Genomic DNA, 21,222 nt, shown 5'->3' with positions numbered 1-21,222 from the left:
CGTTTTACTTGAATATTGTACGTGAGTATACTGATCTAGTTCAATCATCTGAAGGAGGATTTTCATTGAAACCGCTCAAGGCCGATCTACTTATTTTTTTCGTCACTATATGTTGGGGCTCATCATACCTATTCATGAAAATGGGACTTGGAACACTAGGTGAATTTAATTTAGTTGCCCTACGCTTTGGATTGGCTTTTATCGTTGCAGCAGCATTATTTCACCGTCGTTTACGGAACTTAAATAGAAAGACATTCTATTATGCTATGTTACTAGGCCTTCTCTTGTTTCTTGTATTCACCGCGATTACGTTCGGTCTGAAGACAACATCCACTTCCAACGCAGGCTTTTTGGTTAGCCTAACTGTTGTATTTGTTCCACTGATCAGTAGCTTTATTTATAAGAAGAAAATAGAAAACAAAATCTTTATCAGCATCCTGCTCGCCTTACTTGGCATAGCCTTTCTAACCATTAAGCTTCCATTCACGTTTGCAATTGGAGATTTACTATGCATGGCTGCAGCCTGCTTTTACGCTATACATATTCTTGTTGTAGGTTCAGCAGCTCAGAAGGTTGATACGTTAAACCTTGGTATTTTGCAATTGGGATTCGCTGGGTTGTATGGTCTGATCTTCTCTATCATCTTCGAGACGCCTGTTTTCCCGAGTACGACAGACGGGTGGGTTGCGATCCTTGCTTTAAGCTTGGTATGCAGTGCGTTAGGTTTCATCATACAAGTCGTTGCTCAGAAATACACGTCACCAACGAAGACCGGGCTGATCTTCTCTATGGAACCGGTATTTGCCGCCATGTTTGGCTATTGGTTTGCTGATGAAATTATGGATTCTAATGCTCTTATTGGTGCAGCACTAGTGCTCCTAAGTATTGTTGTCGCTACTGTTAATGTAAATATATCTAGACGATCAAGAGTTAAGACTACTCCTACTAGTTAGAACTGATTCTTCTTTGGCACAGCAAAGAACCCCCAGCCGTGATTAAGCGGTCAGGGGTTCTTCTTCGTCTGCATTACTTAACATATACGCCATAATCCAAAATAACATTTCCTTTTTCATCAGGGGAAGAGAAACGGACTTGATCGTAACGCTCGAAACACCAGGTGTTATCTTGTAGTTGCCATCCCTCTTCGGCTATCTTCGCCATGCACATATTGTGAGGCAGGGTACCGTACAGCTCACCATTATCGTCTCTACCATAGATCCAACAAGTAGCAACTTCACCTGCAGCGATATCAACATAGCTGTAGCCTTCAGGCACTTCCGTATTTTCGCTGAACAACATACCTATCCAATATTCAAGTTGGTTCCCGTTCATTCTCATCATCCCGTACGCTGCACCGTAAGACTCAGGCAACACACTCAGACCGCCAATTTCTTCAAACCAACCATTATGGATCCATTCATCCCACTTGTCAGCAAAACTCCCAACAGCATTTCGATCTTTATCGGAATACATCTTACCAATCAATCGTAGTTTAGGAAGATGCTCTCGATATACTTTGATCACTTCTGCAGCCATTATCCCTTACACCTCCAGAATATCACTAATATTACCCGTAATAATTCGTTGATAATCTTTTGGACTCCTGCTTCATTTAGATATTGTTTATTTGATTACGCTTGGAGATGAGTAACTGCAAATTCATAGAAAGCATGTGCTTCTTCCCAAAAAGGGAATGCCGCCTGAGCCATCTTTTCACTGCCGCCACCTTTTCCGCCATAGGGAGTCAGATGTGATTTGAAGAACGCACCGCAAGACTGTCTTGAACTGTTGTTATGCGCTAATACAACCTTGTTCTCAAGTGAAGACGCCAGAAGCACATACGATTCGCTTTTTGAGGTAATCATACTTGCCAAAGACTGAAGTTCTTTAAGTGATTTGTCGTCAAAAATATATGTGACTACATCATGATCACTTCCATCTAACAACTGCTCAGCAATAAACTCATTGTTTTGTTCCTTCAGAATAGCAACTTCAGCTTGAAGCTCTTTTTGCTCCTGTTCCCATTTCGCAATCCGTTCCATAATCTCGTCTTTACCAGTTTTAAACTTTGTTGTCAGAGCTCCCAATATCCGCTGGCTATCATTAAACTCCGCTAACGCACGGAATCCACATTTAAAATAAATACGAATGTTTCCTTTTTGCTTCTCTGTTTTGAGAAGTTTAATCATTCCGATCTCACCCGTTGCAGATACATGTGTTCCCCCGCAGGCGTTATACTCCACTTCTTTAATTTCAACTATGCGAATATGATCCGTCACTTTAGGCTGTTTCACAAGGTTTAAAGACTTCATCTCTTCTTCACTAACCCAATAGCTAAGAATAGGATGATTCTGATAGATACGAAGATTCACTTCACGTTCAATCGCATCTAATTCAATCGCACTTAGCTCTTTAGCTTCAACATCAATCGTGCAGTAGTCGGTTCCTAAATGAAAGCTTAGCGTCGTCGCTTGGTATAAATCCAAACAAACCGCTGACAACAAATGCTGTCCGCTATGCTGCTGCATATGATCAAATCTTCGGTTCCAGTCAATCTCACAGGTTACTTCTTTCGCTTCTGGAATCGATTCTATCTTATGTAATATCAGATTGTCTTCCTTGATGACATCAAGAACGGGGACTCCTTCAATATAACCTAGATCACAAGGTTGTCCCCCTCCATGCGGATAAAAAGCCGTCTCTTCTAAAATGACATAATGCCCGTCCGGCTCCTCTATGGTCTTAATAACGGTGGTCTTCCATTGCTTTAGATATGCAGAATCGTAATATAATTTTTGTGTCATCTCTATAATCCTCTCCATTAAGTACATTATGTTTATATTATAATTGTTTGAATGTCCAGTCAAAATCTGAGCTCATCGCTTTGAGTTCCTTTTAAACTGATTTTGTGGTTAGGTAAAGTGTGAATTTTGCATAATTTCGTATGAACTAAAGAGAGTATGAATGATTTTAATCCTATTATGAATTTTTCATATGTTGTAATTTTCACTTTATTTATACTGCGTATTTTGAGTTTATTTTACAAATGAGCATGAAAAAAGAAGGAGATTTAACTCCTTCTTCGTTATCGTTGAGATTCAAGTTATGAGTTGTCTGCAAACTTACAGTGCTTTTAAAAGTGATCTAAAAGAAGCGTTTGTTCCTTCGGAATCAATGATTCTAACTGTGTCACTTTCAATGGATCACCGTGAAGGCGTCTCATCTTATTTAACTCACACGGGCGTTTGAAACCCATGAACAGAGCAGATAGGGTCTGGATATCCGCCGACAAATCTGTCTGAATATCTTCTTGGTCCCCAAGATATGTAACCTCGGCTTTACCATTTTCTTGGATGCATAGCTTCCAACAACCTGAATTCCAGTCTGCTGTAGCATCCGACACTCGAATGGTGAATTGTACTTCATTCTCTCGATTCCCCTCAAACGAATACTGCTCTACGAAGGACTTGAGATCTACAATGCGAGCCATAAAATAGGGAACTATTTCTTGAGCAATACGCGGGTCGGGTAACATGTATGGCAATTGATCGTCACTTGGAACCATAGACAACTTCACTTTATCGATACGAGAATCATGATTCGAGAAAAAAGTCCATAGTGCACTGCGAGCATCTTCATTCAAATAGACAAATTCATTACAAGTAAGCTCTTTACCATGTATCTCATACAACACATACCCCTGCGGCTCCTGACTAGCTGAATAATAAACTGCGCGGAACTTCTCTTCCCTTAACACGGATTCTCTCCACCACGCATCATCACGCGCGAGAGTTCCGTTATATCTTTTAACAAATGATTGATAGAGTGAATTAAATACCGAAATATCCGATACGTCTCTCACTATAGTTCCTGGTATGACTATTTTGGGTGGGAACTGCTCCACCGGGATAGTGTATCTCTTAAACTCCGTAAATAGCTCCCAACCAAATTTACGATAAAAAGGAAATGAGAAAGGGTGTAACATGGAAACGGTCTGACCTTGGCTTTTCATAAGCTTGAGGGTGTTCTTCAGCAGCGAAGCCACATGACCCTTACGCCGATTCTCTGGCCAAGTAGCAACACCTGCAATCCCTCCCATTTCAATCATTCTGCCTTGCAGATAAATCTGGAACGGAATTAAAGTCAATTTAGCTTGTAGTGCTTCTCCTTCAAAGATTCCCCAGTATTGTTCTGGTTTAAAAAGCTTCTTCCCTCTCTCCATATCTTCTGGCGTGAATGAGAAATGAAAAGCATACTCTGATAATTTCATACTTGCTTCATATTCATTGGGATGTAGCTGTCTAAGCTCCATGGACTCACCTCTCTAATCAGATTGTTAAACATATGTAGATGCTACTACAGAATATAATATATCACCTTCGAATCCATAATATTGTTTTAAGATCTAAATTAATCCTTCAGACATCCATCTCGTAAATATTAATAGTATGCTTGATCAAATGCTTGCATGAAGTGGTGTACTGAAAACGTGACTCTATGTTATTAAATAAGCTCTTCTTTCGCTCACTCTGTTAAATATCATCGATCCATTCCACGATTGTTGTTCTCATATCATAAAACGGCACAACGAATAATCAATTGAGTAACAGCAGCAATGCGCCATTCCTGATTACTAGCCACTCAAATATGTATTGGTCTCTCCTAATGGCGCGGATTCCAGGTTCTGCTGGTTGTGTGATATTTCTGCAAGGAAGCGTGCGATACGTTTTAAACTTTTGCCCTTTTTCTGCCATGAAAAATACACCCCAAAATGTCCATTAGTTTACCCGAGGGTTTTCTAATGGACATTTTAAGGGGTGCACTTCAGCAAGATCGGGGTGGTTTCTTGTAATACTTCAATACAATACATCATGATCCATCTTTGAGATCGCCGTTACCCAACAATCCCCGTACGTTCCACACTCTCAACGAAATAGCGCTGTAGGATAACAAAGAGCACGATAATCGGCGCGATGAACAGCAGCTCGCCCGCGTTTTTAATCATGTATGCATATAATCCGTCTTCGAACTGTGTCGCCGTCCACATCGTTGGGAGCATCGTCGACAAGACTTTAATCCGCGTCAATAGCAAGGACACGTAGTAATTGTCGTTCCACATCCAAACGAAGGAAAACAACGAGACGGTGACGATCGCCGTTATCGCGTTCGGCAGCATCACGCGATAGAACGTCTGGAGAATACCGCAGCCATCCATATAAGCGGCTTCTTCAAGTTCCTTCGGAATGCCGCGGAAGAACTGCCGGAAGATGAAGATGAACAAGCTGCTCTTAATCCCCATCCCCAACGCCGATTGCAGGATGAATGGCCAGTAGCTATCCAGCAAGTTAATGCCGTTGCCGCCTGTGAATAAGCTAATGAGACCAGCTAGATCGAAGAAACGATAATTCAAGTACGTCGGAATCATCAAGGTCTGAGAAGGCACGATAATTGTGAAGACGGCCAGTGCGAACAGAATCCCGCTTCCCTTGAATTTCAGCCTCGCAAACCCAAATGCAGCAAGCGAGCATGAAATGACCTGCAAGACGGTCGTCATCACCGAGATTAAGAGCGAATTGAAGAACGTATCCGCATAGTGCAGCGTATTTGCCGCAAATTTGAAATTTTCGAGTGTAAAATGCTTAGGCAGCCAGAGGACGGTCGGATCCAACATATCCACCCGATCCTTGAAGGCGATCGATATTTTGAAGAACAACGGGTAGATAATAACGAAGCATAGCCCGATGATGAGTATCGCCCGAACAAGGATCCACGCCCAGTTCTGCATTATAAGGAGCGGCTGTTTCTCACGGGCTAACCGGACAAACGCTGCTCTCTTGTTCATAACCACTTGTTTCAGAACAATCCCCCCCCTTAAATTTCCAGACTAATCATGATAGAACACCTTCGTCGACACGACGCGGATTAAGATGAGAAGAATAATGGATGTGATGATAAAATACACCCACGACATCGCTGCGCTAAGACTGAAGTTCAGCGCCTTAAAGGCGGTATCGTTGATCAGCAAGCTTAACTTGTTATAGTTGTACGAGTCGATGACCGTATAGACAATGTTCGTGAGAATGAGCGGACTTACCATAGGGAACGTAATTTTCCAAAAAGCTTCATAGCCTGTTGCCCCTTCGATCTTCGCCGCCTCGTATAGTGACGGTGATACGGACTGAAGACCGGCTAGGAAGACAAGAATTTGCACGCCTGAATGGCTGATAATTTCATAAATTCGATCCACGGAGCTTGTAATATACGACGTCAATTCGCTGCCGAAGCCGGACTGCAGCATTAAGGTCTCCAGCTCTGAGCTCGTGAACCCTGTTCCATCCACTCCGCCGGTAACCGTCTGTGCCACACTGGCCAAATCGCTGCTCTGCTCAATCGAGAGCAAATTTGTCGCAAGAAGGACCGGCAGAAAGAAGATCGCCCGTGCGACTACCCTGCCGCGGAATTTCTGATTCAGCAGGGAGGCGGCGAATAGACTAAAGATGATGATCGAAGGAATATTAACGAGCAGGCTCGTAATCGAATCCATTAATACACGATTGAAGGTAGGATGCTTGTAGAATATTTCTTGATAGAACTTAAAGCCTGCGAACTTCGTATCGAAGCCATTTAACGCGACCGTTAGATTGTTGAAGCTGTACACGAATGACTCGTATAGTGGAATCGCGAACAAGAATACAAACCCGAGGAACCACGGCACGACGAACATGACACCGATCCACGATTTTTTCTGCGACATCGTTAGTTTCTTCATCGCCCTCCTCCCCCTACCAAGTAACCTTCAGCCGCGATGCTGGTACCGTTCACAATCACGTCCGTCTGATTATAGTTCACCGTAATCGATGTCCCGCTCTCATACGTCGTGCGATACACATGATCTGCGAGCTTCTCATGATTGACGATCGTCTGCGTACGTAGTCCTCTCATCACATCGTTTGTCTCCCGGTAATACTGAACCGCTTCATCGAGCCAGTTCGAGTAACTCGCCGAATATAAGTCGTTAAATTCCGTATTTCGCACAGCAGAAGGCTTCTCATAGAACCATTGATAATACACGTTGGATCCGGTCTCTAGCGTCTTCAGCACATTCGATTTATAGCTCTGGTCCGGGCTCATATTGATCGGCGATCCCGCATAATCTATATATCCATGCAACACGAGTTGATAGAATGGGATTTCTTCATCCGCAATATTGAGCGTACTGCTCTTTAATGGCGCATCGACAATTGTCTTCACATAAGGCAGAACGTTTGCATTGCCACCGCTCACCATCGTGTTTCCTACTTTTTCTTGAAGCAGCTTTACGCTATCCGCGATGATCGCCGCACTCTGCTCTCGATCAGTCGTTCTCCCTGAAGTGACATCGGAAACCATCATATCACCCAGATCACGCAGCGACAGACCGCCAACTTGCAGAGGTTCGTAATCCTTCAAGAAACTCGTTACGAGATCCGGCAGCTTTTTCGGCGAGAGAAGATAATAATCTAGTTCCCCACGGCTTCCCATTACGAGATCTGTCTTGTGCTGCGCAATGCCTTCCCGTAACAAGAAGCTCGCGCCGTCCCGCTTGGGCTTGAACCCATGTCCAGTCGTATACACCCGTAAGAAGGACACATCCGGATAGAGTTCGATTTCCTCTTCTTTGGCATAACGAATTAATTCTTGAAGACCCGATTTTCCTCCCAATGCGGAATCAATATCGACATCATCGGGGAAATCATGATTCACTCCCCGATTGAACCAACCAGAATAACGAAGCTTGATCTGCTTCACACCGCGCTGTTTGAGCATCGCCAGTACGGATTTCGCTTGTTCAAAGCTGGTTAGTGATTTCACGGATTGATATGGAATGCCGAGAAACGTATCTCGAACCGCGATGGAACCGACCAGATCCAAAACAAACGGTGTCTCTGCTTCTTCCTCCAGTTTGGTGAGTTTCTTGCTCTTCACCAGATAGTCTTGATAGTACTTCGCCATGCCGACATAGCTTGCGGATTCCTTCGGCAGGAAGGCGTAGCGCAGCTTAATCCCCCCTTGGTAGAGCTCCGGAAACATTGGACTGTCTTTCTTTACGCTCCCCGCACGATACGTGAACGACTCCATCGGTTTGAGCAGGAACTTAGCACTGACGCGGTTATACGTATTGACCCGCCCGCTGACATCCGCATTCACCGAGGCGATTGCATCCCCCTCTTCAATGATGCAGAAGAAGGCCTGATCACTTTGCTTCATCCCGAAGACAGGCAGTCTCGCCGCTTGCTTGAATTCCTTCACGACATCTTTCTCTTTTAGCGACTGATCCTTGCCATAAATCGGCATGTCGTATTGCGGAACTGAGACCTTCCCATTATTCAAGTGAATCAAAGCACCCGATCCATCAGGAACGAACATATATCCTTGATGATTCACACCCGCTGCGCCGAACATTTCAAGCACCTGAATCGAATCAATCGGGAATTCCTTCGTATCCTGAATTTCTCGTACAGGAACCTCTACCATGAAGTTCTCATCGTCCAAATAATATTCGATTGGAACGGTGAATCTTACCGCAGCCGTGGGCTTCTGCCCTCCAGCTTGATTATGCATGTTATCCTTCGCCGCTTCTTCCGCTGTGTACCCTACGGAATCTAGAATAGCGACGACGTCTTTGACTACATATTCCGGCATCTCTTTGCGCGTATAGATTTGCTTCACTTCATCAAATTTGAAACGTTTCTCGATTTCGAACTTTTCCCCTTCATCCGAAATTTTAGACAAGATCATTTCGTCCATACGCTGCTTGCTAATGATCTGCGGGATGGCTTCCATCCCTTTCTGGAAGTTGCCGAGCTGGTAGACAATTTTAATCCCTTTCGATGTCTTGAGAATTTCGAATTGATTGCGCTTGATGGCCTCAGCGAAATTGTTCACATAGAAGTTCTGACCTTTATCATTGTTATAAGCGATCGAAAATTGCGAAGATAGATTATCGCGATTAATGCCTTCCGCTTTCTTATCCGACTCACGATCGAGCGGGTTCGAATACCACGTATGACCATTCCGCTTATCCTTCACCGAGATTTCCGTTGTCGCCGGATCTATATACAGCGCAAGCGCCTGCGTCTCTGCTACCAACTGAGGTCCGCTCGTACCACTGGCGCCAAATGGGGTAGGTTCCGCAGACTTCTCAATGTTCGCCTCGTTGTTCGTCTTGGCAGCGGTACGCTCCGAGCTATCCGTCTGGCTTATCATCCGCATCCCCGTATACCCGATGATCAGGACCAGAGCCGCACCCGTCAGCAGCCAGCCTACTGTTTTCCATCTCACACCGATCCCCCCTTACAACCGCACGATGATCTCGCGATATAACGCCTCAATGAAGGTAATCATCTGTTGCACTAAACTGAAACAGAGAAGACCTAAGAAGACGATAAACGCCATCACCAGTACGGTTAGAATTAACGTCAGTATTGTTTTGCCGATCGTATATTGATGTACGGTCATCGTACCGATGAACAACAGCCACCCGAACCACAGGTAGGCGATCGAGTCGAGCAGGTAATAGAACGGTGTCTCATCGATCGTAATGATATTACTAAATAGGACTTGCGGTAGGAAAATGACAACCAGCGGAAGTGTTGCATATCCGACGGCGATCACGATATCTTTGAATTTGCCTTCGCCATCCATCAAGGTCGTGAGCGACCAATTCGAAATACAGAATAAGAGGAATGGCAGCACAATGAATTTCAACTCATCCACGCTGTTCAGCTCGTCTAATTTGTTGAAGTTGACGATGAACCCCGCATACTGTCGCTTCAGAATCATCGTCAAGACGACCAAGATCAGAATGCCGAGTGCGATCCAGATCCTCCCTTTATGCTCGTATTTCAATTCCCAGAAGCTGCTGAATGGACGCACCATCGTGCGGAATGGCATTTTAATGACAGCCGTGTCGATATAATGCACAGTCGTCGCGAGCTTCCGGCGCATATACAGCCTTCCTGCAACCACAGCAGCCACAACCAGGAATAGAATGGTCATCACTGTTCCGAAATTGTTCCACATATATTCCGTACGGTAACGCTTCAAGGCTTGGGAGTAATACTTACGGTTGTTGCCGTTCTTGAAATATTCCATCGCCTGTTTGTTATCGTCTTTCTTGAGCAACGCCTTCCCGATGCCGATATAGGCAATATCGAAGTTCGCATTGAGCTTGAGCACTTCTTCCCAGCTCTTCGCTGCTTGATCTTCCTTGCCGTTGTAGTGTTGCTTCACGCCTTCTCGAATTAATGATCCATAGCGGGTAGGACGGAAGATGACCAATCGGTTCGTCCCGCCGTCAAGCACGACCATCCGATCGCCTAACATATCTATCGCAGTCGGCTTCTGGAAATGATCTGAGGTCGTTCCCGTACCACCAAATTGATACAGCATATTGCCGTCATTGTTATACGTAAATATCCGGTTACGCTTCGAATCGAGCGCGCTGTACATCCCGCTCTCATCATAGATGACATCGACGAAAACTGAACTCCCAGCATTTTGAATCGCCGTCTGCTTCGCTGCATCGACATGAATCGCAGATACGTCCCCTGCCGGATCGAAGTACCCTTCACGCCGCAGAATATCCTCGCCGCCCGGATTGATCCGTTTGATCGGCTCCGGCGAATTAGCCTCCGATGAGACAGTATAGATAAATCTGCGGTCATCCATATCCAAATTGGAGAATTCCACTGGAAGAAATAATTGCATCTGACTGCTCTGTTCCTTCGTGGAGAACCGTTTCCAGAAAAGATCGACAGGGCTAAATCTAACCTTGTTCGTCCCGATATAGCCGCGGAAATTTCCCTCGATATCGAATTCCATGATCCCTTCAAATGCACCTTGGGCCACCACATAGAGACGGTTCGTCTTATCTACCGACACTTTCAGCGGGAAGTATTGGAACTCTTTCGGAATGATGCTCGATACCGGTGGACCGAAGACTTTAAGCAATTTCCCTTCATCCGTGAGCTGAACCACTCGATTGTTCTGTGTATCAGCGATGTACACATTGTCACCTGGATCAACAAACACACCATTCGGCTTATTGAATGTATCCTGCTTTCCTGTATTATCGAATGAATCAATGACGCGTACCAGCTTCCCGGTCTCATCCAGGTGCACGATCCGATTGTTGCCCGTATCGGCAATATAGATATGATTGCGGCTGCTCACGTACACATCTTGGGGATCATTGAAATCCCCGATTCCAAGTCCCGACCCGTAAATTTCAACCTCATTAATATATGGATAAGGCGCTGGCTCTGCTTCTCTCCAGTACGAATAGTTATAACCGTGATCTGGTACGTCCGCATCTGCGGTCGTATTCCCCGCAAGAAGCATGATAATGAACAGCCAGACCGTTACCTTCCTGATCGCCACGCGCGCTCCTCCCTTCCATCCTTAATCTTTCATCCCCGATGTCGACATCGTCTGAATAACATTGCTTTGCGTAAAAATGAATATCGCCACGGGCACGATCATCATAATTAGGGCAGCGGCTGCCATCGGACCAGACCGGACGAAGCCGCCGGATAAGATCTGGCTGAATGCATAGTCCATCGTCTTCAGCTGCTCGCTGTAAATGTATGAAGAGCCTTGACTCCCCGACCCCGTTCCCCATAACCCCTTGAACGAGAAAATAATGAGCGTGAGCCACGCAGGCTTCACGATCGGCATGACGATTTTCCAAAAAATACGATATTCGCTCGCTCCATCGATCTTCGCTGCTTCAAGCAGTGAATCCGGGATCTGCTCCATGAACTGTTTCATGAGAAAGAGTCCAAGTGATGTTGCAAAAGCCGGAAAAATCAGCGACCAATACGTGTTCAGCAGACCGACCCATGTCATGGTCAGATACGTAGGAATTGATGTTACCTGCGATGCAAACATCAGCGACAATACGACAAGTCCGAACAAGAAATTCTTGCCTGGTATATTCATCTTGGCGAGCGGATACGCTGCCATTGAGGCAAGAATGACATGGCCTGCCGTCCCTAAGAAAGCAACAAAAAAAGTATTGAAGATATATCTGGATAGAGGTACCCACGAGTTCGCGAAAATCAGGAACAAATCGTAGAAGTTATCCAGCGTCGGCGTGCGCACGATAAAGGTCGGCGGGAATAGAAACATCTCATCGAGTGGCTTCAGTGCCGTACTAATCATGAAGACAAAAGGAACCGCCATAAAGGCGCCAGCTGCAGCCAGTAGAACAAAAATCGCGATATCGACCGGCATCGAACGGTTTACTTTCTTCTCTCTCCGTAACCGAAATTGGAGTTGCATCGCTTCTATTCCCCCACCTTCCTGAGCAGCCTCTGAATAATCATGTTCGAGCCTAACATAATCACGAACAAAATCGTTGCAATCGCACAAGCATAGCCCATCTCGAATCGAATCGTACCGTAGTCGTTCAGATGTGTAACAATCGTATGCGCAGCATACTGCGGACTTGGGAACCCGACCATGCTCGTTGCCACCTCAGCAACGGCGAAGGAGCTGGAGATTTGCATGACAGCGCCGAACAACAATTGCGGGCGCATCGAAGGCAGAGTAATATACCATAGCTCCTGCCAACGATTCTTAACCCCATCGATGGATCCGGCTTCGATCAATGTGCGGTCCATACTCTGTAGACCAGCGATGAACGCAAGGAATGCGGTACCCAGACTCAGCCATAGCTGCACGATCATGATGATGACGAGCATATATTTCGGATCCTGCAGCCATTGAATCGGTTCAAAAATGAATCCCCACTTCATAAGGAAGGCGTTCACATACCCGAAGGAATCACCAGAGAACGCCACCTGCCAGATCAAATACACATTCCCCGAAATGGAAGGGGCATAGAAGAGAAGCGTAACAATAGCTCGAATTTTGGGTGATAATTCATTGATCAACCAGGCCAGCATGAAGCAAGCGATATAGCTGAGCGGACCGGTAATGAGCGCAAATAACAATGTATTTTTCAGTGCGACGAGGAAAATCTCGTCTTTCAGGAACAGCGTTGCATAATTCTCCCAACCCACCCATTTCGGCGATTCGAGCACGTTGTAGTAGGTGAAGCTCAGGGCAAAGGCCATCACGACGGGAAATGCCGTAAAGATGAAGAATAAGAAAAAATAAGGCGCGAGCAGCACATATCCTTGTTTATGCTGTTTCATCGTGTTCCACAGCTCTGCGTATTTGCCAGGCTCTCTCTCCGGAACAGGCGAAGGAACTACGCGGCCGGGCTCTGGTATGCTTGCGTTCAGTTCAACCGGTTTAGGCACCTCAATCACCTCTCTTTATAGTCGTTCGACAACCCAAACTCTCGTTGTTTTTTCTTCATTTCGTCATTAATAAAGCGTGTATAATTGTCGAGCGACTCACGCGGATCATCATTGGAGATAACGACACTACGGAAGGCATTGTCCAGATGTCTACCTGTGAAATAACCGCCTGGGACTTCAGGAACGCCTCTCGTCCATTTCCATTGTTCTATGAGCGTCTTGTAGTCCTTCACTTGCCAAGGGAGCTGCGCCACTGCGACTTTGTTCGCCGTCTGCAGACGTCCCGCGATGCCGAACATCGCTTCCATCTGTTTGCCGTACATGGCCTGTGTATCGGAACTCGCCCACCACTTCATGAATTGCCATGCTTCTTGCTTGTGTTCACTACTTTTCAGCATCACCGTACCGTTCCCTGCTGAAGGAACATCCCTTCGAATCGTCCCATCTGGCATCGCTGTGCCCGGCGTCATTGTGAAATCCCATAGTCCTTTCAATTCCGGTGCAATGACATTCACGAGATTGACCTTCGGATAATCAGCAATACCAATCGGCATTTCTCCACTACGGAATCGATTCGTAAAATCCGTTGTTAGCGGCAATTTATACGTCGTATAGAGCTCTGTCCACTTCATGAATGATTTCATCGCGATTTCGGAATCGAGTGCACTTGACTTGTGATCATCAGAGTAGAGACTTCCACCTTCTTGATACAACATCATCCCGAACGTCGGATTTATTGGCAAGCTTCCGCTATCCTGTACATTGGACCCCGTCTTCACGAGGACTTGAATCGGGAAGCCAAAGATCAGATTGTGCTTCTGCAGCTCTGGCACCATCGCATATACATCATCCCACGTCTGCGGCACCTTCATATTCAGCTCATCCAATATATCCTTGCGATAGAACATGACCGGGAAATATTCATCCATCGGGAGTGCATAAACGCCGCCATTGAATTCGAATGGCACGAAGGAACTTTCACTGTATTCCTTCTTCACCTCATCAAAGCCTGGGTACTTCGACAAATCTTCAACACCGCCCCGGAGCGCATAGTTCAGCGGCTTCTCATTGGATACCTGGAAGGCCACATCCGGCCCACGTCCTGCGAGCATCGCTTGCAGCAATACGCCTTCTGTAACAACTTGAAGATCTACACCAACGCCAGTATCCGGGGTGAAGGTCTCTTCGATCATTCGCTTGAGAACCTTGGCCTGATCCAGACCTAACGTGATCCATACTTTGATCTTCTTGCCTTCCTTCCCTTGCGTTGATCCGAGTTCATTGTAATCCGTGAAAAACGAGAGCGAGAAGGTCCCGACTTGATGTCTGAACTTCTGCCAGAAGCTGGCGTCCGAACTCGGCATTTCTTGGTTCGGCGAGGCTACCACGAGATAGTCAATTGATAGCGGCATGAAATTAATGGAATAAATCCATGATCCGAGTGAACTAATATTCGATTTGAATGTCTCCAGTCGTTGAGCTATTGTATTAGGATTTTCCGCCAAATCTCGCAGCTGTATCACGATTCGATTGAGCGTTGCCGTTCGGTCGCTGCCTCCGCCTGTTGATTTCTCAATCTGGCTTGAAATCGTGCTAATGATATTCGCTTGGTTGCGGAAGGAATCGATCATTTCCGGCAGCTTCTTATCCAGCTGATAGTCGCGATATTCGTCCGGAACCGTGCCCGTAATCATAACGATCCGGCGATATAAGGTATTTAGCTCCAGAACGCTGGATTCTATCGTTCGCAGGTAGATCGCCATCTCTCCAAGTGTTACATCCATCCGGATTTGATGCTTGCCTTTTGTCAGGTAGAACAAGTAAGGTGTTTTGCCATCCCCAATCTCTTGCATCTCCCAATTCGTCGAGAAATTAAAAGCCATATTATCTACTTCCGCAAAAGGTACTTTGCCGTCAATACGCAGCTTCCGATAGGACGTAACGCCGCGTTGCATGCTCTGGTTGTACTTCACACCAATCTTATATAGTCCATCTTCGGGCGCTTCCACATCCCAGGATATCCATTGCCCCGCTTCCGACCAGTTGAAGGAACCAATCGTATTTAATCGAATCTTGGACATGCTATACGGCTCATTCGATGGACTGCGATCCATCATCGGAACGAGCATCGAGCTGGATTTGAGCCCTGCTTTCTCGCCTTGGATCTTGATCAGCACGTCTTTCGCTTCCAGATAACCATTCTGTTTATAGTTCGCTGCGACTTCTTGATAGGATGGTGATGGATCCGGTTGACGTAACTTTATATAATCAATCATCATCGGCTCCTTCGCAGAGACGAGTGATATGACGTGTTTTCCTTTGGAAAAATAAAATGAATACGGTTCTCCATAGCGCCCATCCGAGCTGTCAATGAGCACTTCTTGCCAAGCAGGCACTTCCACCTGTGTCGTATACAAGTCGTTATCGTCCTCGTCCCGAACGGTCTCGCCTGCATCCTTCCATAGTCTACGGAATACTAGATTCTTGCTCTCTGCAAACGGATGCTTGCCATCAATCATGAACTCCCGATCCATATCCGAACCTTTGCCTTCCATGGCTTGATAACGAACCGCAACTTGATAGAGCCCTTCCTCTGACACTTCAATATCCCATGAGACGGTTCCGGATTCACCCGTCTGAATCACTTTCCCAGTAGCACCCTCTATGCCATCCACGACTGATACGTCCATGCCCTCCGCCCTCGCGTACGTCTCACCTCGGATGATGAGCTCGCGTTCTGGACTTGGCGCCTTCGCATACTTCGCAATATATTGGTCATAGCCATCCTTATTCGTAGATCCCAAGCGGATCTCTGACTCCACATCAGCTAATTCCCCTTCTGCATAATTCACCGGCGCAAGCTGTAACGTCTGCGGAGAAGCGATGCATATCGCAGTGAGCAGGGCAATGATCGTGATTCGATATTTATTCTTCCGCATCAATAGGATTCCCCTCCTATGTAATGGAAGTACCCCTAGCAGTGAGATGCTTCGGGGTACTCGATTACATCATTTGCAAAAATGGTTTACTTCTTCGTCGTAACATCCATCGCCGCTTGCGCCATCGGTTTCACACGCTGTATCGCTTGTGCAGGTGATTCCTTGCCGCTAGCAATATTCTTGAATGCTTCTTCTACGACATCCGAGAGACCAACGTACGCTTTATAGTTGATGACCTTATACGTGCTGTCGAACATTTTCTTCATCGTATCGAGCGATTCTTTGTTCTTCATGTTTGGCTCTTCTTTTTGCAGCTGAATTTGTTTGCCCTTCTCGACATCGAACTCATACAGCTCACTCCATGCCGCTAGAACGGCCTTCGCATTCTTCACACCGGACGGAATATACCACATATTCATCTTGTCATATGGTGTTACATAATCAGTAGCCTTCGGACCTTTCGGGAAGAATACATAGCCGATATCGTTCGGTTTGTCTTTAACATAGCCGAGGTTATCCCACCGATAACCGTTAACGAATGCTTCTTCACCGCTGCCGAAATTCTGTTCGGAGTCTACAACTTTATGGACATTGTATAAATCGCTGAAGAATTGAATCGCTTCCATCGCATTTGGCTCATCCATCGTAATTTTGTTCGTCGTATCATCTTCGATCTGACCTTCGTTCGTCGCGATCAAGGAGAAGGCTAAGAGCTGCGGGCTATCCACGTAGAGCGGCTTCTTGCCGTTCGCTTTGACTTTCTTCAGAATGTCGAGGAAATTATCCCATGTCCATTCGCCTTTTTCTTGCAATTCGTACGGATCTGGCAGACCCATCTTCGTCAACATCGTCTTGTCGTAATACAAGCCGTGGCTTTCCGTGTACGGCAGTGTTACGCCATATTGCTTGCCTTGGTATTTACCATTTGATAACGTAACAGGGTTCTTGCCGAATGCTGGGTTATTCAAGTCAAGCTTGTCGTCGATCGCTTGCACATATCCTTCGATAACCAGTTTCGGGAACGCTTCACGAAGCGGAATCATAACGATATCTGCGAATGGTTCGCCAGCTACCGAAGAGGTGATCAGACGCGAATTTGTATCCTCAACCGTCACATATTCAATTTTCGTATTGTATTTCTCTTCCACTTTCTTCTGTCTTTCCTTTTCTTCATCATTCAAATAGGCATCCATACCCCACCACTGGCCAATACGAAGCGGCTTCCCGCCGAAATCCATGCTCTCTTCTTCCTTCGGCTCTGTTTCCGAAGGTTCGGTTGTCGTTGTTGTCGTATCCGTCGTATCCGTCTGCTTGGTGGTGTCCGCGGGCTTCTCGGCGGTATTGCTGCCGCCGCTTGAACACCCGATAATCGAGATTACCATCGTCAAAATGAGTATCATGGTCCATGCTCTAAATTTTTTCAATTCATTTCCCCCTCGTTTTGAAGTTGAATTTACTAAATCTCAACAATCTGTAATCGCTTACAATTTGTCTGTATTTACTGTAGAACAATTTGTGTCAATGTTGTATTCACATATTTTAGTTGTTTTTTTACATAAGAAGCCACAAAAAAACAGGGAAAACAACTCCCCTGTCATAACATCCAACAATCATCCATAGTAAAACTAAGATTTGTGCATAGTGAAGTAATCGTTAAGCTTAATTTGATTGTTTACTTTGCTCTTTGTTCCCTAAATTGCGTTGGGGTATGTCCCGTAATCTTCTTGAACATTCTTGTGAAATAAAAATAGTCCTGATACCCTACTTTCTCCGCAATTTCTGTCACCCGCAATCTCGTCTGCTCCAATAAACTGCACGCATTGGTTATTCGCAATCTCGTCATATAGGAGGTAAACGTCTCGCCGACTTCTTTTTTGAACAATTGGCTCAAGTAGTTCGGATTAATGTAATATTTCTGCGTGAGACTCTGAATCGTGATCGTACTTCGGTAATTCTCATGAACATATTGCAAGATCGACACGAAGGTCTCATTCGTCGTCTCTCTCGTCTCATATTCAGGCAGCCTACGGATTAACTTCATTGATAAGCTTCTTAAGTACGCATTCATATCTGTGACATTCTCGAAATGATCCATCAGCTGCTCGTAGCTCATCACCATCTGCTCTTGCTGATCCTCATCTAGGAGGTAGAGAAAGGACAATGTGACATTATAAAACCGAAGCGCATCTTTGACTGTGTACCCTTCTTGTTGAAATAACATGCTGACTTCATCGGAGAGCTGTCCTAGCGCTGTGTGATCTTGATTCGTGATCGCCGTACCAATTTTCTTGAACGTCTCCTTCAGTACACCGCGTGATGTGGGAATCCACCGATATACCCCCGCATGCCCTGTCATAAAATACTGATTTGAGAGCAATGTCGCATGCTCCAGCTCCTTACTGATGATTCGGTAGTCGTAAATCTTACCGCTAACCCCAATCCCTCGAACGCCATCCGGCAGATGCGTCTCCAGCTCAGACATCACAACCTCCAGCTGGTCATAAGCCATCATGTACAACATTTTGGATTTACCGATACGAATCCGAATTGCATCCAAATGGACGAAGGGATCTCCCTCACTCGTACAAACCATGAGCCCCGCCGCTTGTCCACTATCCATGTGCAGCCCTCGGATCTCCAGCGCTTCCTTAATTTTCTCGATGCTGTCCTCATTATTGTCGGCTAGTAGCTGAATCAACTGGGTCTCGGAACGATCGCGCTCCATATTTAAAGTCTTTTTTAGTTTCTTGAGTAAATGTGCAATCTCTTCATCATCGTATGGCTTGAGGCAGTAAGCAGTCGCGCCATAATTCAATGCCCGCTGCGCATAAGCGAATTCCGCATAACCGCTAACAACGACGAATTTTGGAAGGTAGGGCAGCTCAGACCCCTTCTTTATCAGTTCAAGACCGCTCATCCCCGGCATCCGAATATCGGTGAAGACAACGTCCGGCTTCATGTCCCGAATGGACTGAAGCGCTTCTAGCCCGTTATAGGCCTCGCCGACAACCTCGAATCCGTACTGCTTCCAATCCACACTTACCTTCAGACTCTCTACGACCCAGCTCTCGTCATCGACAATGAATACGCTATATCGATCCATGTTCCTTCCCCCTCGTTGGCATCAGTAATTGAATCTGCGTACCTTCCCCATAGATGCTATCGATCGACAATCCATAGGGATGGCCATATGTCAGCTTAATTCGATTATTCACATTTGCAAGACCGATACTCGAAATTTGTGGTTCCTCTGGATCACGCTCCGTGTTCTCGTATTGATTCAGCGCATGCTGGATCTGGCGCAGCCGGCCGGGATCGATCCCTAGTCCATTATCTTTAACTGTAATGATGAGTTCCTGCCGCTCGTTTAGTACACTTCTAACCGTCAACGTCCCTTGATCTTCTTTCAGCTCCAGTCCGTGAAATACGGCATTCTCGACGAGTGGCTGAAAAATCATCTTCGGAATCTGGCACATCCATGTATCCTCTGCGATCTCATAATGCACCTGGAACCGATCCCCGAATCGAATTTGTTGGATTTGAATGTACGACTCGACGACTCCCATCTCCGTCTTAAGCGATACGGTGTCTCCCCCTTTTATGCTGTATCTGAAGATCTGCCCTAACGCTTTGGCAATTTCTCGAATTTCATGTGCACCCTTGACGGCAGCCATGCCTTTGACCATTTCGAGCGTATTATATAGAAAATGCGGATTGATCTGACTGCGTAAGAATGATAGCTCCGATTTCTTCTTCTCCAGCTCTGCTTCAAAGAGCATCGCATTCGACTCTAAGAGCTGCCGCGTCAGAGTATCTACTTCGTCCAGCATATTGTTCAGCCCGTTCGACATCACTGTGATCTCCGCGTAACCTTGCAGATGGATCCGATTTTTGAGTGTATCGAGATCCCCTCGTTTGATGTTATTAATGAAGGCCATCAGTTTCTTGAGCGGGTACAGGATGTTGCTAATAACAAGTTTGAACAAGATGAACATCATCACGGCCCCAATAATGAGAATAATCAGCTCCAGCTTTCGTATTTTCGATATATCCCGCAGCAGCTCATCCTCGGGTATGATACTGATAATCGCGCTGTTGATTTCCGGTAAGTCTTCCGTCTGCACGATATATTGGGTCCCATTCAGTTCAACATTCCTCGATTTTCCGGGCGGGGCATCGCTTGTAATCATCGCGTTCAGTACACTGCCGACTTCATTCGGGTCATTACTCGAGAAAATTTTATTATCTCGATCCACCAAATACGATTGCATCGCATATTGCTTCGAGATCGAACCGGATGAACCGATTAACGCTTTGGGATCAATGACGAAGAATAACGTTCCAATGACCGAGGTGAACCGATCTCCTGATTGAAAAGACTTGATCTTCATCCCGACGAGCAGACTGTTCTCAACCTGATAGGCACCTTCAAAATGCTGTAAGCCGAAATAATGTATTCCGTCCTTCGGAGCGAGTCTATCTGTGAACGGTGCCGTCCACCGCTTGCCTCCGAATAGATCATACCAACGTCCATTCTCACCTTGAATCACAATATCCAGAATGCCTTCCTTAAGCGTCGTCATATTGATGAGCAGACTATTGATTCGCTTGGAATATCCGTAGACTTGCAAGTTATTCTGTTCAGTGAGGAAATTTTGCACATCTTGATTATAGGCGATATTCGCCATGAGCCGATCGATAACATCCCGGTTCGCATGCACCGTCTCCTTGATCTGTGCACTCATCGCTGTTGTGTGCTGTTCGTTATTATTACTAATAATGCTAGACATTTGAACATACGTCGTCATAATGATGAACAACAGCACCGCTGTAATAAGCAGTGCGATGAACAGCAGCTGCGAACGAATCGATAGTTTACGATAAAAGACCACTGCTTGTCCCCCTAGCACATACGGCTACTAAACGTATCATACACCGCTACTAAAAGTAGCATCTACAATTGATATCTTATC

General features: G+C 45.8%; 14 protein-coding genes. 1 reads left to right on the top strand and 13 read right to left on the bottom strand.

The features are described from left to right. The first annotated feature begins 65 nt into the window (after positions 1-65). Complete coding sequence (locus tag AC3WJJ_RS00525; protein WP_492537030.1) at positions 66-953, top strand: DMT family transporter; 888 nt, start codon at positions 66-68, stop codon at positions 951-953. Positions 954-1,026: 73 nt separating this feature from the next. On the opposite strand, the gene AC3WJJ_RS00520 is transcribed toward AC3WJJ_RS00525, so the two are convergent. The 13 genes from AC3WJJ_RS00520 to AC3WJJ_RS00460 all read right to left on the bottom strand — a co-directional run bounded on the left by AC3WJJ_RS00520 (position 1,027) and on the right by AC3WJJ_RS00460 (position 21,141). After that, the gene (locus tag AC3WJJ_RS00520; RefSeq protein ID WP_492537028.1) at positions 1,027-1,536 is read right to left on the bottom strand and encodes a GyrI-like domain-containing protein; all 510 of its coding nucleotides are present in this window, start codon (positions 1,534-1,536) and stop codon (positions 1,027-1,029) included. Between the two features lie 95 nt (positions 1,537-1,631). Beyond that, positions 1,632-2,804 carry an alanyl-tRNA editing protein gene (locus AC3WJJ_RS00515; RefSeq protein WP_492537027.1) on the bottom strand — a complete coding sequence of 391 codons (1,173 nt, stop codon included), beginning with the start codon at positions 2,802-2,804 and terminating at the stop codon, positions 1,632-1,634. 329 nt (positions 2,805-3,133) lie between these two features. Next, positions 3,134-4,312, bottom strand: coding sequence for a GNAT family N-acetyltransferase (locus AC3WJJ_RS00510; RefSeq protein ID WP_492537025.1), 1,179 nt, complete (start codon positions 4,310-4,312; stop codon positions 3,134-3,136). A 582-nt stretch (positions 4,313-4,894) separates the two neighbouring features. Continuing rightward, on the bottom strand, positions 4,895-5,842 hold the full coding sequence (locus AC3WJJ_RS00505; protein ID WP_492537023.1) for a carbohydrate ABC transporter permease: 948 nt from the start codon (positions 5,840-5,842) through the stop codon (positions 4,895-4,897). A gap of 42 nt (positions 5,843-5,884) precedes the next feature. Next, a complete protein-coding gene (locus tag AC3WJJ_RS00500) occupies positions 5,885-6,769 on the bottom strand; it encodes a carbohydrate ABC transporter permease (protein WP_492537021.1) in 885 nt (294 codons plus the stop codon). Continuing rightward, positions 6,766-9,321 carry a DUF5696 domain-containing protein gene (locus AC3WJJ_RS00495; protein ID WP_492537020.1) on the bottom strand — a complete coding sequence of 852 codons (2,556 nt, stop codon included), beginning with the start codon at positions 9,319-9,321 and terminating at the stop codon, positions 6,766-6,768. The genes AC3WJJ_RS00500 and AC3WJJ_RS00495 overlap by 4 nt, the downstream gene beginning before the upstream one ends. Before the next feature lie 12 nt (positions 9,322-9,333). Then, on the bottom strand, positions 9,334-11,421 hold the full coding sequence (locus tag AC3WJJ_RS00490) for a YIP1 family protein (RefSeq protein WP_492537018.1): 2,088 nt from the start codon (positions 11,419-11,421) through the stop codon (positions 9,334-9,336). 21 nt (positions 11,422-11,442) lie between these two features. Further along, positions 11,443-12,324: a carbohydrate ABC transporter permease gene (locus tag AC3WJJ_RS00485; RefSeq protein ID WP_492537016.1), complete on the bottom strand. Its 882-nt coding sequence runs from the start codon at positions 12,322-12,324 to the stop codon at positions 11,443-11,445. Between the two features lie 5 nt (positions 12,325-12,329). Next, positions 12,330-13,310 carry a carbohydrate ABC transporter permease gene (locus AC3WJJ_RS00480; protein WP_492537015.1) on the bottom strand — a complete coding sequence of 327 codons (981 nt, stop codon included), beginning with the start codon at positions 13,308-13,310 and terminating at the stop codon, positions 12,330-12,332. Between the two features lie 5 nt (positions 13,311-13,315). Continuing rightward, positions 13,316-16,249 (bottom strand): extracellular solute-binding protein, encoded by a 2,934-nt coding sequence (locus AC3WJJ_RS00475; protein WP_492537013.1) that lies wholly within the window; start codon positions 16,247-16,249, stop codon positions 13,316-13,318. Positions 16,250-16,335: 86 nt separating this feature from the next. Continuing rightward, the gene (locus tag AC3WJJ_RS00470) at positions 16,336-17,673 is read right to left on the bottom strand and encodes an ABC transporter substrate-binding protein (RefSeq protein ID WP_492537011.1); all 1,338 of its coding nucleotides are present in this window, start codon (positions 17,671-17,673) and stop codon (positions 16,336-16,338) included. 248 nt (positions 17,674-17,921) lie between these two features. Then, complete coding sequence (locus AC3WJJ_RS00465) at positions 17,922-19,352, bottom strand: response regulator transcription factor (protein WP_492537009.1); 1,431 nt, start codon at positions 19,350-19,352, stop codon at positions 17,922-17,924. Further along, on the bottom strand, positions 19,339-21,141 hold the full coding sequence (locus tag AC3WJJ_RS00460) for a sensor histidine kinase (protein WP_492537007.1): 1,803 nt from the start codon (positions 21,139-21,141) through the stop codon (positions 19,339-19,341). Before AC3WJJ_RS00460 ends, AC3WJJ_RS00465 begins: the two co-directional genes overlap by 14 nt. Positions 21,142-21,222 lie beyond the last annotated feature (81 nt).

It is taken from the genome of Paenibacillus sp. FW507-14B1B (assembly GCF_058781425.1).
The sequence above is the reverse complement of the archived record's forward strand: the minus strand, read 5'-3'. Positions and strand labels throughout refer to the sequence as shown.

What these genes read in the sequence shown, in the direction of transcription:
- AC3WJJ_RS00520 (WP_492537028.1), bottom strand. Translation starts at nt 1,536, where the DNA reads ATGGCTGCAGAAGTGATCAAAGTATATCGAGAGCATCTTCCTAAACTA.
- AC3WJJ_RS00515 (WP_492537027.1), bottom strand. Translation starts at nt 2,804, where the DNA reads ATGACACAAAAATTATATTACGATTCTGCATATCTAAAGCAATGGAAG.
- AC3WJJ_RS00510 (WP_492537025.1), bottom strand. Translation starts at nt 4,312, where the DNA reads ATGGAGCTTAGACAGCTACATCCCAATGAATATGAAGCAAGTATGAAA.
- AC3WJJ_RS00505 (WP_492537023.1), bottom strand. Translation starts at nt 5,842, where the DNA reads ATGAACAAGAGAGCAGCGTTTGTCCGGTTAGCCCGTGAGAAACAGCCG.
- AC3WJJ_RS00500 (WP_492537021.1), bottom strand. Translation starts at nt 6,769, where the DNA reads ATGAAGAAACTAACGATGTCGCAGAAAAAATCGTGGATCGGTGTCATG.
- AC3WJJ_RS00485 (WP_492537016.1), bottom strand. Translation starts at nt 12,324, where the DNA reads ATGCAACTCCAATTTCGGTTACGGAGAGAGAAGAAAGTAAACCGTTCG.
- AC3WJJ_RS00475 (WP_492537013.1), bottom strand. Translation starts at nt 16,249, where the DNA reads ATGCGGAAGAATAAATATCGAATCACGATCATTGCCCTGCTCACTGCG.
- AC3WJJ_RS00465 (WP_492537009.1), bottom strand. Translation starts at nt 19,352, where the DNA reads ATGGATCGATATAGCGTATTCATTGTCGATGACGAGAGCTGGGTCGTA.